Annotated in this window: 15 protein-coding genes; 5 read left to right on the top strand and 10 right to left on the bottom strand. The window is 68.8% G+C overall.

From position 1 onward, the window contains the following. The first annotated feature begins 120 nt into the window (after nt 1–120). Nucleotides 121–954 carry an aldo/keto reductase gene (locus OG452_RS02045; RefSeq protein WP_327293856.1) on the top strand — a complete coding sequence of 278 codons (834 nt, stop codon included), beginning with the start codon at nt 121–123 and terminating at the stop codon, nt 952–954. A 99-nt stretch (nt 955–1053) separates the two neighbouring features. On the opposite strand, the gene OG452_RS02040 is transcribed toward OG452_RS02045, so the two are convergent. Next, on the bottom strand, nt 1054–1500 hold the full coding sequence (locus OG452_RS02040; RefSeq protein WP_327293855.1) for a MarR family winged helix-turn-helix transcriptional regulator: 447 nt from the start codon (nt 1498–1500) through the stop codon (nt 1054–1056). A 194-nt stretch (nt 1501–1694) separates the two neighbouring features. On the opposite strand from OG452_RS02040, the gene OG452_RS02035 reads away from it, so the two are divergent. Further along, nucleotides 1695–3218, top strand: a complete 1524-nt coding sequence (locus tag OG452_RS02035) for a UbiD family decarboxylase (RefSeq protein ID WP_327293854.1) — start codon at nt 1695–1697, stop codon at nt 3216–3218. A 22-nt stretch (nt 3219–3240) separates the two neighbouring features. Here OG452_RS02035 and OG452_RS02030 read toward each other — a convergent pair whose 3' ends face one another. From OG452_RS02030 to OG452_RS01990, 9 genes are all read right to left on the bottom strand, one after another. After that, complete coding sequence (locus OG452_RS02030) at nt 3241–4305, bottom strand: hypothetical protein (protein WP_327293853.1); 1065 nt, start codon at nt 4303–4305, stop codon at nt 3241–3243. Between the two features lie 48 nt (nt 4306–4353). Beyond that, complete coding sequence (locus OG452_RS02025) at nt 4354–5340, bottom strand: formylglycine-generating enzyme family protein (protein ID WP_327293852.1); 987 nt, start codon at nt 5338–5340, stop codon at nt 4354–4356. A gap of 11 nt (nt 5341–5351) precedes the next feature. Continuing rightward, nucleotides 5352–7034: a WD40 repeat domain-containing protein gene (locus tag OG452_RS02020; RefSeq protein WP_327293851.1), complete on the bottom strand. Its 1683-nt coding sequence runs from the start codon at nt 7032–7034 to the stop codon at nt 5352–5354. Then, entirely contained in the window at nt 7031–7759 is a 729-nt protein-coding gene (locus OG452_RS02015; RefSeq protein ID WP_327293850.1) for a GTP cyclohydrolase II, read from the bottom strand. The genes OG452_RS02020 and OG452_RS02015 overlap by 4 nt, the downstream gene beginning before the upstream one ends. After that, nucleotides 7756–9111: an MFS transporter gene (locus OG452_RS02010; RefSeq protein WP_327293849.1), complete on the bottom strand. Its 1356-nt coding sequence runs from the start codon at nt 9109–9111 to the stop codon at nt 7756–7758. Before OG452_RS02010 ends, OG452_RS02015 begins: the two co-directional genes overlap by 4 nt. Next, on the bottom strand, nt 9108–11024 hold the full coding sequence (locus OG452_RS02005) for a WD40 repeat domain-containing protein (RefSeq protein WP_327293848.1): 1917 nt from the start codon (nt 11022–11024) through the stop codon (nt 9108–9110). Before OG452_RS02005 ends, OG452_RS02010 begins: the two co-directional genes overlap by 4 nt. A 583-nt stretch (nt 11025–11607) precedes the next feature. Continuing rightward, nucleotides 11608–12222, bottom strand: coding sequence for an NADPH-dependent FMN reductase (locus tag OG452_RS02000; protein ID WP_327293847.1), 615 nt, complete (start codon nt 12220–12222; stop codon nt 11608–11610). Nucleotides 12223–12850: 628 nt separating this feature from the next. Beyond that, a complete protein-coding gene (locus OG452_RS01995; RefSeq protein ID WP_327293846.1) occupies nt 12851–13285 on the bottom strand; it encodes a VOC family protein in 435 nt (144 codons plus the stop codon). Between the two features lie 93 nt (nt 13286–13378). Continuing rightward, the gene (locus OG452_RS01990; protein WP_327293845.1) at nt 13379–14344 is read right to left on the bottom strand and encodes a pirin family protein; all 966 of its coding nucleotides are present in this window, start codon (nt 14342–14344) and stop codon (nt 13379–13381) included. Nucleotides 14345–14594: 250 nt separating this feature from the next. On the opposite strand from OG452_RS01990, the gene OG452_RS01985 reads away from it, so the two are divergent. Genes OG452_RS01985 through OG452_RS01975 form a run of 3 tightly spaced genes read left to right on the top strand, consistent with a single transcriptional unit; the run spans nt 14595 to nt 16884 of the window. Continuing rightward, nucleotides 14595–15266, top strand: a complete 672-nt coding sequence (locus OG452_RS01985; RefSeq protein ID WP_327293844.1) for an ABC transporter permease — start codon at nt 14595–14597, stop codon at nt 15264–15266. Then, nucleotides 15263–15937: an ABC transporter permease gene (locus tag OG452_RS01980; RefSeq protein WP_327293843.1), complete on the top strand. Its 675-nt coding sequence runs from the start codon at nt 15263–15265 to the stop codon at nt 15935–15937. Before OG452_RS01985 ends, OG452_RS01980 begins: the two co-directional genes overlap by 4 nt. Next, nucleotides 15934–16884 (top strand): ABC transporter substrate-binding protein, encoded by a 951-nt coding sequence (locus OG452_RS01975; RefSeq protein WP_327299480.1) that lies wholly within the window; start codon nt 15934–15936, stop codon nt 16882–16884. The genes OG452_RS01980 and OG452_RS01975 overlap by 4 nt, the downstream gene beginning before the upstream one ends. Nucleotides 16885–16909 lie beyond the last annotated feature (25 nt).

The raw sequence follows: 16909 nt of genomic DNA, 5'->3' as shown, positions 1-16909 counted from the left end.
CAGGGCCGACGGGCCTGCCGTCCGGCGGCCTGCGATCCTGGATCAAGCCTCCTCGGCACTCGTACGTCCTGGTACGGGGCCAGGTGGTGAGGCGCGCGCACCACGGGAGAGAGATACGCGATGACAGCGATGCGGACAGTGACACTTCCCTCCGGGGCCGCGGTGCCCGCTCTGGGGCAGGGCACCTGGTACATGGGGGACGACCGCGGACGGCGCCCCCGCGAACTCGCCGCGCTGCGGCGGGGCATCGATCTGGGGATGACGCTGATCGACACGGCGGAGATGTACGGAAGCGGCGCCGCTGAAGAGCTCGTCGGGGAGGCGATCCGCGGCCGGCGGGACGAGGTCTTCCTGGTGAGCAAGGTGCTGCCGTCGAACGCCGACTCCCGCGGCACGGTCGACGCCTGCCGTGCGAGCCTGCGCCGCCTGGGTACCGACCGGATCGACCTCTACCTGCTGCACTGGCGCGGGGGCGTTGCGCTCGCCGAGACGGTCGAGGCTTTCGAAGCACTGGTGGCGGACGGCAGCATCGGTTCCTGGGGGGTCAGCAACCTCGACGTCGACGACCTGGCGGACCTGCCCGAAGGGGCGATCCCCCAGACGGACCAGGTGCTCTACAACCTCACCCGGCGCGGCCCCGAGCACGCTCTCCTTCCTCGGTGCAGGGACCTGGCGGTCCCGGTCATGGCGTACTCACCGGTCGAGCAGGGCCGGTTGCTGGGACACGACGCGCTGCGCGCGGTGGCCGCGGCCCACGGCAGGACCCCGGCTCAGGTGGCGCTCTCCTGGGTGCTGCGGCACGAGGACGTCATCGCCATCCCCAAGGCGTCCTCCGTCGCCCATGTGGAGGAGAACCGGGCGGCCCTCGATCTGTGCCTCACCGACGACGACCTCCGGACTCTGGACGCCGCTTTCCCTCCCCCTGCGGGGAAGGAGCCGCTGGAAATCCTCTGAGCCCCGGAGAGGGCGGGCGGGTTCAATGGCCGGCGCGGTCCCACCCGGTGGGCCCGCGCGCGCCCATCGGGCCCAGGGGTGCCTGCCTGGCACCTACCGCTAAGGCCCCTGGACCGCACGCCGCAGCAGGGCGAGGAACTGGTCCCGCTCCTGCGGGGAGAAGTGCGCCAGCATCTGCTCGTTCACCGAGACCACGGCGGGGGCGAGGGAGGTGGCCAGTTCCCGGCCGCTTTCGGTAATGCTCACCAGCTTTCTCCGCCTGTCGCTGTCGTCCTTGGCGATGTCCACCAGACCCCGCCGCAGCAGGCGGTCCAGAAGTGGTGCCACGGTCGACTTGTCGAGGTTGGCCAGCGCCCCGAGCCTGCCCTGATCCATCGCCCCGTGGGCGTGCAACAGGCTCAGCACAGTGAACTGCGGCCCGGTCAGGTCCCGGTGGACCTGCTCGTACCAGAGACGGGTGTGCACCTGGTTCAGCTGGCGGGCCAGGGGGCCGATGCCGCCGATCGCACTGAGCAGGTGGCCGGGGTTCTGGTCCTGCGATGACATGTCCCGCCGCCGTTCCGTCGAATTTCCGTCGAGTTGATTAGGACGCACACGTACTATACCGTGGAACGAAACCAGGACGCACACGCCATAACCGTGTGCGACGACGGTGTACGGCAACGGTGCGCGACGCCGCCGGTATCCGCCTTATGCCGAGGGCATGAAGACGACTGCCCGAGCAAGAAAGGTTTTCTGTTATGACACAACGCGGCAGCGCGCTCAACTTCCGTGACTTCGTGGAGGGTTCACTCGACGTCGGCGACGCGGTCGACATCCGCGAGCCGGTCAGCCCCACGCTTGAGGTCGGAGCCATCACGCGGCGCGTCTACGAGACGAGGGGCCCCGCCCCGCTGTTCAGCAACCTGACCGAAGGCAAGGCGGGATGCCGGATTCTCGGAGCGCCCGCCGGCCTGAGCGGCACAGGCGAGGGGAAGTACGGCCGGCTCGCCGCGCACTTCGGACTGGCCCGCGAGACCGTGCCGGGCCAACTGCTGGAACGGCTCATCTCCGCGATGCACTCGGACCCCGTCGCCCCGAGGACGGTGGAAACCGGACCGTGCAAGGAGAACGTGCTGACGGGCGATGACGTCGACCTGGCGCGGTTCCCGGTGCCGTTGCTGCACCAGGAGGACGGCGGCCGGTACTTCGGGACCTACGGCTTCCATGTGGTGCGTTCCCCCGACGGTCGGTGGACCAGCTGGTCGGTCAGCCGCACCATGCTCAACGGCCGCAACACACTCGTCGGCCCGGCCATGCCGCAGCAGCACCTCGGCATGATCCACGCCATGTGGCGCGAGCGGGGCCTGCCGACACCCTGGGCGATGGTGCTGGGGGCCCCGCCGGCAGCGCTGGCCGCTGCGGGTATGCCGCTGCCCGCCGGAGTGAACGAGGACGGCTACGTCGGGGCGCTGACCGGCAGCCCCGTAGAGGTGGTCCGAACCGAGCTGCACGACCTGTACGTCCCGGCCAACGCGGAGATCGTGCTTGAGGGATACATCAGCCCCGATGAGACAGCCCCCGAAGGACCGATGGGCGAGTATCACGGTTACTCGTTCGCCGAAAGCAAGCCGCAACCCGTCTTCCACGTCGAGGCGGTGACCCACCGCGACGACCCCATCCTCCCCGTCTGTGTGGCGGGCCTCCCCCCGGAGGAGAACCACACCATCTGGGGCACCATGATCTCCGCGGCCAGCATGGACCTGCTGCGCTCCAGCGGCTTGCCCGTGGACATGGCCTGGTGCTCCTACGAGGCTGCGACGTGCTGGATCGCCTTGTCCATCGACATACAGCGGCTGGCACGGACGGGGCTGAGCGAACGGGAACTGGCCGACGCGGTGGCTGACGTCCTGTTCGGCTCACACACCGGGTGGCTGGTGCCCAAGGTCCTTCTGGTGGCGAACGACATCGACATCACCGACATCAACCAGCTGGTGTGGGCCCTGGCCACCCGGTACCACCCGGGCACCGGTGAGTACGTCTACCCCGACGCTCCCGGCATCCCCATGGTTCCGTACCTGACACCGGACGAGGTACGCACAGGACGGGGCGGCAAGTCCGTCATGAGCTGTCTGCTGCCGGAGCAGTTCGAAGGACGCACCCGGGGCATCACCGCGTCCTTCCGGCACTCGTTCCCGGACGATCTGCAAGAACGGGTCGCAGCGAACTGGGCCGGATACGGCTTCCCTCCGGGCGGTCCCACGGGCGGTCCCACGCTGAGCTGACGGGGCGCCCGGGAGGGCGGGTTCAAGGGTGGAGCACTCCGCAGGAGGCGTTGCCGAGGATCCGGTCCACCTGCGACAGCAGCCTCGTGGAGGGCAGCAGAGTGGCGTGGACGAAGTTCTGGGCGATCACTTCGTCAGGGTGGAACAGCTCGCCCTCGGCGTTCCTGCCGACTTGATCCAGGTAGTCCTCCCACAGGTCGCTGCCCTGCGTCATGACGTACGTCAGCGGACGGCCGTCGGGTCCCATGTCCGCTGCCCAGCTGGTGCCTTCCTGCTTCAGTGCCATGAAGTACCAGGTGATGTACGGGAAGAAACTGCCCCCCTCGTACGGGCCGTTGGCCGTGAGCAGCGGCATCAGCGGGCGTTCCACCGGCTCTTCTCCCGTACCGGGGGCCGGTGGGACGTGGAGCGGGATGTACACGTCGAGATCGGGGGTGTCCGGGTTGGTGATTCTGAGCGAAGGGAGTGTGGTGCGGGAAGTGGGGGAGGGCCAGGCCACGTCGGGGAGTTGGACGGCGGTGTCGAGCTGCGTGTAACCGATCAGGTCGTACAGGGCCCGCCGTAGTCGCGGCTTGTTCTTGCTGATGATGTGGAAGAGCTCATGCAGGAGGATGTCGCGCAGGCCGGTGGTGCTGCTGTGCGGGAAGAGGGGGTCCGCGCCAGGGGTGGGGCCCAGGGCGGGGACGATTTTGGCGGCGGGGAGTACCACGGTGTCGGTGTGGCGCGTGTAGGCCGCGCGGCCCTCTTCCTGACCGGTGGTCTTGACCAGATACACCACTGGTGGCAGCAGATCCGGCCACCGGCCGGTCAGGCGGACGTCCAGATCGCGGGTCAGCTCGGCGAGTACGTCGGTCTCCTGCCGGTTCCATGCCATCACCTGAGAGGTGACGTAGTCGAGGTAGACGGGAGTGCCGACCGGGGTCTCGGGGCGGGCGAGGCAGACGCGTGCACGGCGGTCGAAGTCGCTGAGGTTGGCGACGAAGTCATCCGTCCTGCCGAGCAGTTGTCGTCCAGAGGCCCGTGCGGCAGCGATGACTTCGGTCGTTCCGATGGTACCGACGGTGATGTCGTCCAGTTCTTCGGCCACAGTGTGCTCCTGTCGGCATCGTGGTGATCGTGAAAAGAGGAGTCGGGCTCAGGCCGGGCCCTCGGCGAGGCGGAAGCCCATGGCGTACACGGGCTTGGCGTACCAGCCGTGCCGTCGGCGGCAGCGGGAGAGGTCGGCGTACCTGGTGAAGCTGCCGCCCCGCGCGACGCGGTAGCGGCGTCCGTCGGCCAGCAGGTCGTCGGAGACCGTCTTGCCGCCGGGATACGGGTGGTAGTCGTCACTGACGTACTCCTCGACGTTGCCGCCCATGTCGTCGGCGCCGAAAGGGCTGCGTCCGGCGGGGTGGATTCCCACCGGGGTGGTGTTGAGCGGGCCGGTCTCCACGGTGTTGGCGACATGAGTGGCGAGGTGGTCGCCCCATGGGTACTCGCGGCCGTCACCGCCGCTGGCGGCGTACTCCCACTCGGCCTCGGTCGGCAGCCGGAACCGGCGCCCGGTGCGACGGGAGAGCCAGGAGGCGTAGGCGTCGGCGGCCTGCGGCGGGACCGTCCACACCGGGTGGTTGGCCAGGTGGACGGGATGGATACCGAACTGCCAGGAGCTGGGCAGCCAGCGGACGTGAGTATCCAGCAGGAACGTGCGGTACTCGCTGTTGGTGACGGGGTAGCGGGCGATACGGAAGGCGCCGATGTCCGCCGTGTACTGGGGTGCCTCCTTGGCGATCCAGTCCCGTTCCACGCCGACATGCCGCCAGGCCGCGGCCACCGAGTCCACCCGTGCGGGCGGCAGACCCAGCTTCACCCGGCCCGCCGGGACGTCGAGCATGACAGGGCTGTCCACATCGATCCGGGGGTCGCCGTGCAGGGCGAGCAGGTATCCGGCTGCCAGCCGGGTCCCGGCGTCGACAGCGATGTCTTCGGCGAGCTGCGCCAGGGCGGTGGGGTCGACGCTGGTGAGGCTACGGCACTGGCGGTTGAGCCCGCGCGGGTCGATGCGGTCGCTGTAGGTCTTTCCCAGCCCCATGGCCTGGCGGTCTTCGAGCGCGTTGGGGTTGCCGCAGGAGGTCTGTGTCATCGCGTTCCCCGTCATCGAGCGAGTTCGTGGACCGCGCCGTCGTAGGAAGTGGCCAAGAAGCGGTCGGACGCGGCGTCGTAGCAGAGGCTGGAGATCCCGGCGGTGGTGGGGCGGGTGACGTGCCAGTCGCCGGTCTCCGTGTCGTGGACGGCGAGGGTGCCGAAGTAGGAGCCGGTGGCGATCCGCCGCCCGTCGGCGGAGGCGGCCACGCATTTGACCGAGTGGTCGTGCGGGGTGGGAACGGCCGTGTCCGTGGTGCCCTCCCACAGGTGCAGCATCAGGTCGCGGCTGACGCTGGCGAACCGCCCGTCGGACAGTGGGGCGCAGCCGTTGGCGATCCGCGCGTGTGCCCCTTCGCGGCGGCCGGATTCGGTGAGTGAGCCGGTGCGGAACCAGGAGGCGGAGGTGTCCGCGCAGACGGCAAAGATCGTTCCGTTGCCCACGGCGAGACCTTTGACGGCGTTGGCGTGCAGGGGCAGCGTCGCGATGTGCCGTACGGCGTTGTCGTCGATCCGCAGTACCAGACCTTCGCCGGTGTAGGCACCGACGATGACGTGGGGGACTCCGTTTCTCTCGAAGGCGGCCGCGCAGTTCAGCGGCGAGCGGTGCTCCAGCAGAACCGAGCCGGTGTCGGCGTCGAACAGCCGGCCCAGCTGCCCGCCGGTCAGGACACGTCCGCCGGCCGCGATCAGGAAGTTGCACAGACTGCCTGTCTCGGCCGCGGGTCTGCCGTCGATGTGGACGACACCGGCGTCACCGACGGTGTACACACGGCCGTCGGCCACGGTCACCGCGTTCAGTGCCGGGGTGTTCTCGATGCCTTCCAGGTCCCAGGTGTTGTGTGGGATGTGGTAGACGGCGTAGGAGGAGCCGAAGGTGCCGAAGACCAGTGTTCTCTGGTCGAGGAAGGCGCAGGAACGGGGCCAGATCTGCGCCGGCAGGGCCGCTGTGCTGACCGGGACGGGTCGTTCGCCGTCGGATGTGATGCGCCAGATCTTCACCGTACGGTCGTAGCTGAGGCTCACCAGGAGGCCCGCGGCCTCGTTCCAGACCAGGCGTTTGATGCCGGCCTCGTGTGCCGGGAAGATCTGGGTGTCGCCGCCCGACAGACGTACGACTTCGCCCCGGTCGTTCCCCGCGTAGACCACGCCCGATGCCGTGATGGCGATGGTGTCGGTCTCGACCCCGTGCAGGTCGATGTCGGCGGTGAGACCGCCGTCGGCCAGTGACCAGCGTTTGACCGTTCCGTCGTCGCTGGAGGAGACCAACTCGTCGCTGGTGCCGACCCATTCCACGGAGATCACGTCGGCGCGGTGGCCGGCGAAGTGGGCCACCTGCGTGCCGCTGTAGTCGTAGACGCGGACGTGGTGGTCGCGGGAGGCGGTGGCGAGCAGTTCGCGGGAGGGGTGGAACACCGACATCTCGACGTCGTCGTCGTGGTCGCACAGCACGGCCCGGAGTTTGAGGTCCGGCACCGACCAGAGCCGCGCGGTGTGGTCGCTGGAGGAGGTGAGCAGGTGCCGGCCGTCCGGGCTGAACGTGACCTGGTTGGCCAGGTGGTCGTGGACGGCGCGTGCGAGCGGCCGCCGGGTCGGTGCTTCCCACAGGATGACTTGGTTGTCGTAGCCGGCGGTGGCCACATACCGGCCGTCGTAGGTGGCGATGCCGCTGATCGGTCCCTGGTGGCGGATCACGTCTGGGGTCCTTCCATGAGGAGCGTGTGCGCGGTGATCGTGGCTTTGGCCCGCAGGTATGCGGTGTTGTGCGCGGTGAGGTGGACTCCGGTGGGCACCACGGAGCGGACGCTGATCCCCTGCTGTTCGAGCTGGCGCCGCTTGTCGGGGTTGTTGGTGAGCAGGTCGATCTCCTGGTGCCCGAGAGCGGTGAGCATCTGGGCTGCCGCCGTGTAGTCGCGCGCGTCGTCCTCCAGGCCGAGCGCGCGGTTGGCGGCATACGTGTCCAGGCCGCGGTCCTGGAGACGGTAGGCATCCAGCTTGTTGTACAGGCCGATGCCGCGGCCTTCCTGGCGCAGGTAGAGCAGAACTCCACCGGTCACGGCGATCCGGGCCAACGCCTCGTCGAGCTGCGCCCCGCAGTCGCAGCGCTCGGACGCGAACACGTCTCCGGTCAGGCATTCGGAATGGAGCCGCACGAGCGGGACAGAAGCGGCTGTGGAGCCCAGCAGCAGTGCCAAGTGCTCACGTCCGTCCACGAGTTCGTGGAACGTGGTCAGGGTGGCGGTGTGCACTCGGCTTCCGCAGCGGACGGGTACGGGTACGGCTGCCCGGACCCGTGCGGGCGTCAGGCTGTTCTCCTCCGGGGGCGGTTCGGGCGGCGGCTGGGCGGTGGGCGGCTCGTGCCGGCCGGTGGCGCCGGACGCGCCTGCCGTCGTGTCTGTGGTGCGTCCTGTGAGTGTCATGTCCTCTCCGGTGCGACGGTCTCCGGCAGAGCGGTGGAGGAGCCGGTGGGCGAGGTCCGGTCAGCGGCCTCCCAGGCCGGCCCGGCGTGGCGCAGATACCAGAGCGCGCTCAGCGACAGCAGCCCCAGGACGCAGAACGCGCGGCGCACACCGAGCGTGTTACTGAGAACGGGGATGAGGAGTGGTGAGAGCAGGGCCGCGCCGCCGGAGAGCAGCGCCAACAGCCCGGAGGAGCGGCCGAGCACCTCCTGCGGGAGGTACTTGACGCGCATCATCACCACGGTGCTCAGCACGAGTCCCTGTCCGAAGGCGGCCATGACCATGCCACCGAAGAAGAGCGGCCAGAACGGTGCCGTGAGAACGAAGAGTGACAACGCCAGCAGCGAGGTGCCCAGAGTCAGGGAGAGGTGCGGGCGGAAGGTGGCGCGCTGGGCCACCAGCAGATTGCCCAGGAGCATGCACGAGTTGGCTCCCAGGACCACCGCTCCCGAAGTGGCGCCGGCCAGATGCCAGGAGTGCCGCAGGTCGTAGATGAGCAGGGCCTGCAGGCCGGCACCGCAGACCAGCGACAGTACGACATGGACGACGGTCATGGTCAGCATCCGCTGGTCCGATGTGACGGCCGACCAGCCCTCGCGGACACCGCTGCGGGCGCGACGCCGTGTCCCGGAGGCCGCCTGCCTGGCCGGAGGGTGCACGCCCAGCGCCCATACGGCGATGGGGGCCGCGAACGTGGCGGCGTTCAGCCACAGCAGAGCCGGGTAACCGGTCCACCGCAGCAGCGCGGCGGTGAGCAGCGGGCCGGTCAGGGTGGTGGCGAAGAAGACGCTGTTCAGCGTTCCCCGGGCCCGGACCGGGCAGCGGGGGAACATGGCCGGTACACCGGTGACCCAGCCGATGAGGTAGGCGGAGCCTCCAAGTGACACCAGCAACGCGCATCCGAACAGCAGCCAGGTCGGCGTGTGTCCTGCCGTCAGACACAGATTCATCACGATGGCCCCGGCCGCCTGGGTCAGCAGCCCGGGTACCACGAGGACCCGAGACCCCCACCGGTCGGCCGCGGAGCCGAGCCATGGACCGGCTACCAGGCTCAGCGGAACGGCCGCGGCGAGCAGGGACATCTCGGCCAGCGACCCGGTCAGGTCGTAGACCATGAGGGGAAGCACGGTGGCGTACACGGACTCGCCGACGTTGTTCAGTGCGTTTCCGGCGGCGAAGATACGGAAGCGGCGGTCGCGCAGCGGGGATGGCTCCCGCTCCTCGGCGGCGACCGGGGTACCGGTGGCGACCGGGGTACCGGTGGCGCCGGGGAGCCGGTGGCCGTCTTCGCCGGTCCCGCTGACCGGACTCACCGGATTCCCGCTCCGTCGGCCACTGCCTTCACCTCGAAGGAACAGGTGGCCGGCGTGCGCGGCAGCCACAACTCCCGCAGCGGACGCAGGACTTGCCCGGAGCCGCGGTCCAGGGCGTACAACCGCAGAAAGCCGCCGCGTCCGCCGACGACGATGACCGGAGCGCCGGTCGAGTCGTGGAAGGAGGCGATGCTTTTGGCGAAGTCGGGCAAGTCCTCGACAAAACCGACCAGTTCCCCGGTGGCGTAGTCGAAGGCACCCAGCTGCATACCGTAGGAGACCGCGCACAGGGTGCCGTCGATCAAGGTGGCGCTTTCCACGGTGTTGTCGAAGAGCTCGACGAACTGCCGGTCCATCTTCTCGGCGTCGGCCAGGTATTCCTTCGCGCCGCCGGAACCGGTCACGCGGATGCGGTCCCCGAACACGTCCAGGCGTTTGGGGTAGCCGCCCAGGTCGATCTCCCAGGTGACCGCTCCGGCACCGTCGTAGGCGCGCAGGACGCCGTTACGGGTGCCCAGCAGACGCCGGCCGTCCGGGAGGTACCCGCTCACCCAGGCGGAGGCGGGCAGTTCACCGATCCGGTCGGTGACCCGTCCGGTCTGCGCGTCGAGTTCGACGCCGCCGTCGTTGCACGCGGCGAGCAGTCGGGTGCCGTCGGGCGAGAGGGCCAGGGTGTGGACGATGTCCGGCAGCTGTACGGACCAGGCGCGCCGGTCGTCCGTGACACGCAGGACCTCGCGGGGCCAGGCGATGCCGTACCACCCGTCGGCGGTCGGCAGGATACGGCGGGTGAAGCCGGAGCCGTTCGCGTCGTGGCTGCTCAGACGCAGGGAGGGATGCCCCGGGTACCGTTCCACCACGTCCACCACAGCGGCCCCGTCGTCCGTCGCCACCGCGAACCGACCGCTGTGGCCGGGAACGGGACGGATGTCCCAGGCGCACTGCCGTTCGTACGAGAGTCGGTTGAGGAAGGTGCCTTCGGGGTCGAAGGAGGCGATCTCGCCGTCCTGGGTCAGGACGTGGACCGTTCCGCTGTCGTCGACGGCGCAGTCGAAGATCTGATGGCTGAAGCCGCTGACGCGCCGTTCGATACGGAGCTCGGCAGAGGTGTTGTCGAAGATGAGCAGTTCGCCGTCGAACCCGCCGACATACGCCTTGCGGAAGTCCGGTGAGAACGCCATCGCCTCCACGTCGTTGCGGGCGAAGAGGGAGCGTTCCAGGACTTGGCCGTCAAACCCGACAGTGGCAACTCCGTTGCGGATGTTGCGGTGTTGGCCGGTGCCGCCGTCGAGCGTGGCCCAGAACCGGTGGTGGCGGCCGTCGTACAGCAGCCGGTGGATGTTGGAGCTGTCGACCTGGGAGACGACCGGGAAGTCCAGGTCGTCGAGTGAGCCGATGTAGACCCGGCCGCTGCGGTCGGTGACGGCCTGCACGTCCGGCGCGTCGGTGCAGAACCATTCGAGCCGTGCGAACTCCGGTGACCATGGCTGAAGTCGGTCCACCGCGAAGGTTTCCAGGTCCAGCACGACCAGTTGGAAGTAGCCGTTACTGAGGTAGACCTTGCCGTTCCACACGCCGATGCCACGGACCATGGTGGGCGAGGGCTCCTCGCCCTCCATCAAGAGGTTCTGGTCACTGGTCGCGGCGGCGTCGAGCCGGTCGGCCAGACGCAGGGTGTCGGCGTCCCAGCGGGAGATGGTGCCGAGTTTGTCCCTGGTGATCAGCCACTGTCCGGCGAGGGCCATCGCGAAGATGGGGGCACCCGCCGGGGCTTGTGCGCTGGACGTGGCTCCGGAAGAGGCCACAAGTTTCAGGTCCGGGTCCAGGCGGTGGACGTTGCCGAGCGCGTCGGATGCGAGCAGGCCACGGCCCGGTTGGCTGACGATACGAGTGATGCGTTCTGTGAGACTCATGGGGGACCGGTTGTCCTTCCGGGCGATCCGATGGGCAAAGGCGGTGCGATGGCCGCCGTACCGAGGGAGAAGGTCTGAAGCACCTCACCCAGGGACGGCGGCCACCGCTATTCGACGGGCCGCGCTGATCGTGGATCAGCGCGGAAGGCGCCGTGGATCAGCTGATCCAGGGCCACGGGCAGCGACGGACGATCTTGCGCATCGGATTCACCTCCTGTCCGGGTCGGGCGCCGGTGGCGCATACCGCTCACGAGGGCGGCACACCGGCCGCTCCCGCCGGGAGCTGGGGGAGCCGGCCATTACCACCTGTGCCTGTTCGATGGGCCGCGCTGATCGTGGATCAGCGCGGAAGGCGCCGTGGATCAGCTGATCCAGGGCCACGGGCAGCGACGGACGATCTTGCGCATCGGATTCACCTCCTGTCCGGGTCGGGCGGTAGTTGGTGTGCCGCCTGACGGACGGCACACCGGTCACTCCCCGCATGAACGGGGAGGAGTTGTGGGCGGCCGGCCGTGGAGCCGGTCCGGGCGGACGGAACAGGCCGTCGGCTCGGCGTCGTACGGGCGCCGGTCCGTGGACCTCTTCAGCCCAGGGCTTCTTCCGGTGCGGGAGGCCGGCGCCACTGCCGGAGGGGCCGGCCCGGTGGAGCGGGCGAGCGCGCGGACAGCAGCGTGTCGAGCAGGTCGGCCAGCTGCCCGGCCAGTACGGACCCCGTGTCGGTGAGTTCCGGGTCGCACAGCCAGTCGGCACAGGGGACGGAGAAAGGTTCCCCGGTCGGCTGCGCTCCACAGCGGATCAGGATCTGCCGCAGCCGGTCCTGGGCAGTACGGGCCCCGCCGGGCCCGGGTGAGGCGCTGAGAGTGACCACCGGTTTCCCGGTCAGCGGGCTGTTCCCCCAAGGCCGTGACAGCCAGTCCAAGGCGTTCTGCAGTACACCGGGCGGCGCCCCGTTGTACTCCGGAGTCGCGATGACAAGACCGTCGCAGGACCTCACGAACCGCTTTGCCTCCAGCACCTCGGCCGGTGTGTTCTCCGCTTCCCTGTCCCCGTCGTAAAAGGGCAAGCTGTGAATGTCGAGAAATTCGACCCGTACTTTATAGGGGCGGTTTTCCGCGACGCTTTCCGCCACTGACAGCAATTGCCTGTTCAACGACTCATGGCGAATACTCCCGGAAACCATGGCAATTTGATGCCCCATCGATTCTCCGATCACACGTGGCCGACAAGAAGGAACCTCCGGGGACCTTCTTTTGCGTTTCTCAGCCCCGTAGCTCGACGTCTGTAAACGTGCCAGATGCCACGTCGAACTGTCCACGGTAACGAGAGATTAAAGTCGGGCCACTGGCGCTGGTGACGGGAACCTGCAGGTAGGCATGGATTCGTCTCGGCTAACTCACCTTTTCGAGGAAAGGGGGAGTGGTGGTCGGCACGGACGGCGCAATTGGGGGCTCGCAAAAATAAAACGTTTTTTCAGGGTGCGTGCAGTGACTGGTCGCGAATAGCTGGCCATTGATCGGCGCTTCGCGCCCCGGTATGCCAGTATCGCTCCCCGTAGCCGGACGGCGCGCTGACCGGCTACGGGGAGGAATGGGAACTTCACGCCATTGCTGAAACGTCCGGCATCGCAGCAGGTGTCATCGGATCAGGATGCTCAGCCGGTCACGCAGCAGCGCTGCTTCGGTGGTTCTGAATCCGGCGTCCGCGACGGGGTTGGCGCCGCGGCCGTCACCGACAGCAGCGCCAGGGCCCGGTCGGCGATCCTCGTCAGGGCGTCGGCCGCCGGTTCGGTGCTGACGATCGAAATCGGATCGGGTCGCGGTCGCCACTCAGTCGAGGCAGAACTCGTTGCCCTCGATGTCCTGCATCCCGAGGCACGACTCGTTTTCGTCATCGGCGAGCAGTAGCTGCCCGCGTACCGCGCCGAGCGGGATCAGCCGTGCGCATTCGGCCTCGAGCGCGGCCACGCGCTCCTCACCCACGAGCCCGGTGCCGACCCGTACGTCAAGGTGCAGCCGATTCTTGACGACCTTGCCTTCGGGAACGCGCTGGAAGAACAGTCGCGGGCCCACACCCGAGGGATCAATGCAGGCGAACGCGGAACCCTGACGCTCAGGCGGCAGCGAGCGATCGAAATCGTCCCACGTAGCAAATCCCTCCGGCGGCGGCGGTACGACGTACCCCAGCACCTCGCACCAGAAGCGGGCGACCCGCTCAGGTTCGGCGCAGTCGAAGGTGACTTGGAACTGCTTGGTAGATGACATCGGCCCACCATAGATGGCCGAGGGTGGCCGGCCGGTTCCCATAGGTGCCGCCGCGTTCACGGGCCGACGGCCACCGGGACGGCCACATGCGGGTCAGCGCACCCGCCCCCGCGGTTTCAGCGGTACGGGCGGCAGTTCGGGGGCGGGCAGCGGATCACCGTCGTAGCCCTTCACCTCGCCGAAGCGTGATCCGGTCATCCAGTCCGAACGGGCCTGTGCGATGTCCTCGTTGGAGCGTCCGATGAAGTTCCACCACATGACGATCTCCTCCGCGAACGGCTCGCCGCCCAGCAGCATCAGACCCGCGTCCGAGACAGCTCGCAGCGGCAGTTCCGTGCGTCCGCAGCCGAGGTAGAGCATCGAGCCGGGCTGGACCGGTACGCCGTCCACGGACGCCTCACCCGACATCGCCAGGACCGCGTACTCGAAGTCCGGATCCAGCGGCAGGGCCGTCTCCGCTCCCGCGGTGAGGTCCAGGTCGGCGCCGACCAGCGGGCTGTACGTCGTGCCGGGGGAGAGGGCGCCGTCGAGCTCGCCCAGGATGACGGTTGCCGTGAGGCCCGGGGCGCGCACGGTCGGCAGGTCCGCGTGGTGCTGGAAGTGCGGTTCGACCGTACGGTGGGCTTCCGGCAGCGCGATCCAGAGCTGCGCGCCGTGCAGATAGCGGGCGTGTTCGGCGGGGCTCTCCTCCGAGTGGCTGATCGCCCCGCCGGATGTCATGAGTCCCAGTTCGCCGGGGCGCACGGTCTGCCGGCTTCCCGTGCTGTCCCGGTGCAGCACTTCGCCCTCATGCAGCCAGCTCACCGTCTGGAGCCCCATATGGGGGTGCGGCGGGACCTGCATCCCCGGTTCGCCGGCGATGTCGTCAGGTCCGTAGTGGTCCACGAAGGCCCAGGCGCCGATCATGCGGCGGCCGAGGTTGGGCAGCAGTCGGCGCACCTCGGTCGATTCGCCGAGCTGCACCTTGCGCGGGCTGAGGAGTTCGCGGACCGGCTCGCCCGGGACGAAGCCGCGGCCGCCGCAGACGGAGAGGGTCGCCTGGCGATCGAGATTGCTCATGCTGTCCAACCTAGACCCGGGGCGGGGCGCCGCACATCCGATGACACCTCTGGGTCCGAAGGCCACCGCAAGTACGTTCCGGCCCGACCGCAAGTGATCTGCTCGGCACTGGAGTTGTGGTTTCGTGCGAACACGGGCGCGGGCCCCGTTCCGGCGGAGCTATGTTCAACGACGGAATTAAGGGGGGCCCGGACACCCGAACGGGCCATCAGGGCGCGCACCGTCCCCGGCGGCGGACTCCAATGGACGGATGACCGCGCCTCCGCACGACTGCCTCGCGCGCAATGAGTGGATCTGTGGTGCGTATCTGTCGACCCGCAAGTCCATCCTCTGGGACGCCGTTCTCCAGCACCTCCAGCTGACGGCCGTCTCCGTGCTCGTCGGTCTGCTGCTCGCCGTCCCCCTCGCGGTGGCGGCCCGCCGCTGGCGGTGGGCCGCCGGTCCGGTGCTCGGGATCACCACCGTGCTCTACACGATCCCGTCCCTCGCGATGTTCTCGCTGCTCCTGCCGGTGTACGGGCTCTCCGCCTCGCTCGTGACCGCCGGCCTCGTCCTCTACTCGCTCACCCTGCTGGTGCGGAACATCCTCGCCGGGCTGCGCGCCGTGCCCGAGGAGACCCGGCAGGCCGCCCGGGGCATGGGGTACGGGCCGGTCCGGCTGCTGCTCACCGTCGAACTTCCCCTCTCGCTCCCCGCCGCGATGGCGGGACTGCGTATCGCGACCGTTTCGGCCGTCTCGCTCGTCACCGTGGGCGCCATCGTCGGATACGGCGGTCTCGGCAACCTCATCTACAGCGGGATGAACAGCTACTTCAAAGCCCAGGTGCTGACCGCCTCCGTGCTCTGCGTGGTCATCGCCGTCGCCGCCGACCTCGTCCTCCTCGGGGTGCAACGGCTGCTCACCCCATGGACCCGCGTATGAACACGCTCTCCTCCGCATGGTCCTGGCTCACCAGCCCGGCCAACTGGACCGGCAGCGACGGAATCACGCACCGGCTCACCCAGCACATCTTCCTCACCGTCGTCTGTCTCGCCCTGAGCTGTGTGATCGCCCTGCCGGTCGCCGTGGTGCTCGGCCACATCGGCAGAGGAGGTGCGCTCGCCGTCAACCTCTCCAACGTCGGACGTGCCGTCCCCACCTTCGCCGTGCTCGTCCTGCTGCTGCTCACCCCGCTCGGCAAGCACGGCGACTGGCCGACCGTCATCGCGCTGGTGCTCTTCGCCGTACCGCCGCTGCTCACCAACGCCTATGTCGGGATGCGGGAGGTCGACCAGGACGTGGTCAGAGCCGCCCGGGGGATGGGCATGACAGGACGACAACTGCTGTTCCGCGTGGAACTGCCGCTTGCCTCGCCTTTGATCCTCACCGGGATGCGGATCGCCGCCGTACAGCTCGTCGCCACGGCCACCCTCGCGGCTCTCGCCGGCGGCGGCGGTCTCGGACGGATCATCACCGCCGGCTTCAATCTCGCCTCCACACCGCAGGTCGTGGCGGGCGCGCTGCTGGTGGCGGTGTTCGCGCTGCTCGTGGAGGTGCTGTTCGTGATCGGCCAGCGGCTGGCGCCCGCGTGGGCGAGAGGCAGTACGGAGTGAGGGCGCGCCGGGACGGGGCCCGGCTGCTGCTGGGATCGCTCCTGCTGACAGCGACGGCCTGCGGCACCGGGCCCGCACTGGAGAGCCGCGGAACGGTCACCGCGCCGCCCGGTGACAGCAAACAGCTGACCATCGGCACCGCGGGCTTCACCGAGAGCGATCTGCTGGCCCAGATGTACGCGCTGCTGCTCAACCGGGCCGGATACCGCACCGGCATCCTGTCCGTGACCAACAGGGAACTCTACGAACCGGCCCTGGAGAGCGGTCAGATCGACGTCGTTCCGGAGTACGCCGCCACCTTCGCCGACTGGCTGAACACCAAGGTGAAGGGCTCAGGAGCGCCACCCGCGGGATCGCCCGACCTCAAGGCCACCATGAAGGCCCTGCGTGGCCTGGCGACCCCGCGCGGTCTCACGGTCCTGAACGCGGGACGGGCCGTCGACCAGAACGCCTACGCGGTCACCGCGGCCTATGCCGCACGGCACCATCTGAAGACCCTCAGCGATCTGGGGGCGTCCAGGCTCCCGGTGAGACTCGCCGCCGGTGACGAATGTGTCCAGCGTCCGTACTGCGCGCCCGGGCTGAAGAAGACGTACGGCATCCACCTCACCGGGATCGACCCCAAAGGCGTAGGCACCACCCCGGCCAAACAGGCGGTACAGAACGGGCAGGACCAGATGGTGCTGACGACGACCACCGACGCCACCCTCGGAGCCTTCGGTCTCGTCATCCTCCGGGACGACAAGCGTCTGCAGAACGCCGACTGCATCGTGCCCGTCGTCAACCGGTCCCGCGCCGGTAGCCGCGGTGTCACCGGCGCGCTCGACCGGCTCAACGCCGTACTGACCACCAAGGATCTGGCGTCGCTCAATGAGCAGGTGGACAGCTGGCGGCGGCTGCCCGAGGACGTCGCCAGGAACTATCTGCGGTCGAAGCACCTGCTCTGAACGGTCCGCCGCCGCACAGTCCACA

It is taken from the genome of Streptomyces sp. NBC_01197, assembly GCF_036010505.1.
Classification (GTDB): Bacteria; Actinomycetota; Actinomycetes; order Streptomycetales; family Streptomycetaceae; genus Streptomyces.
Note: the sequence above shows the minus strand (reverse complement) of the source record. Positions and strands in the feature narration are given on the sequence as shown.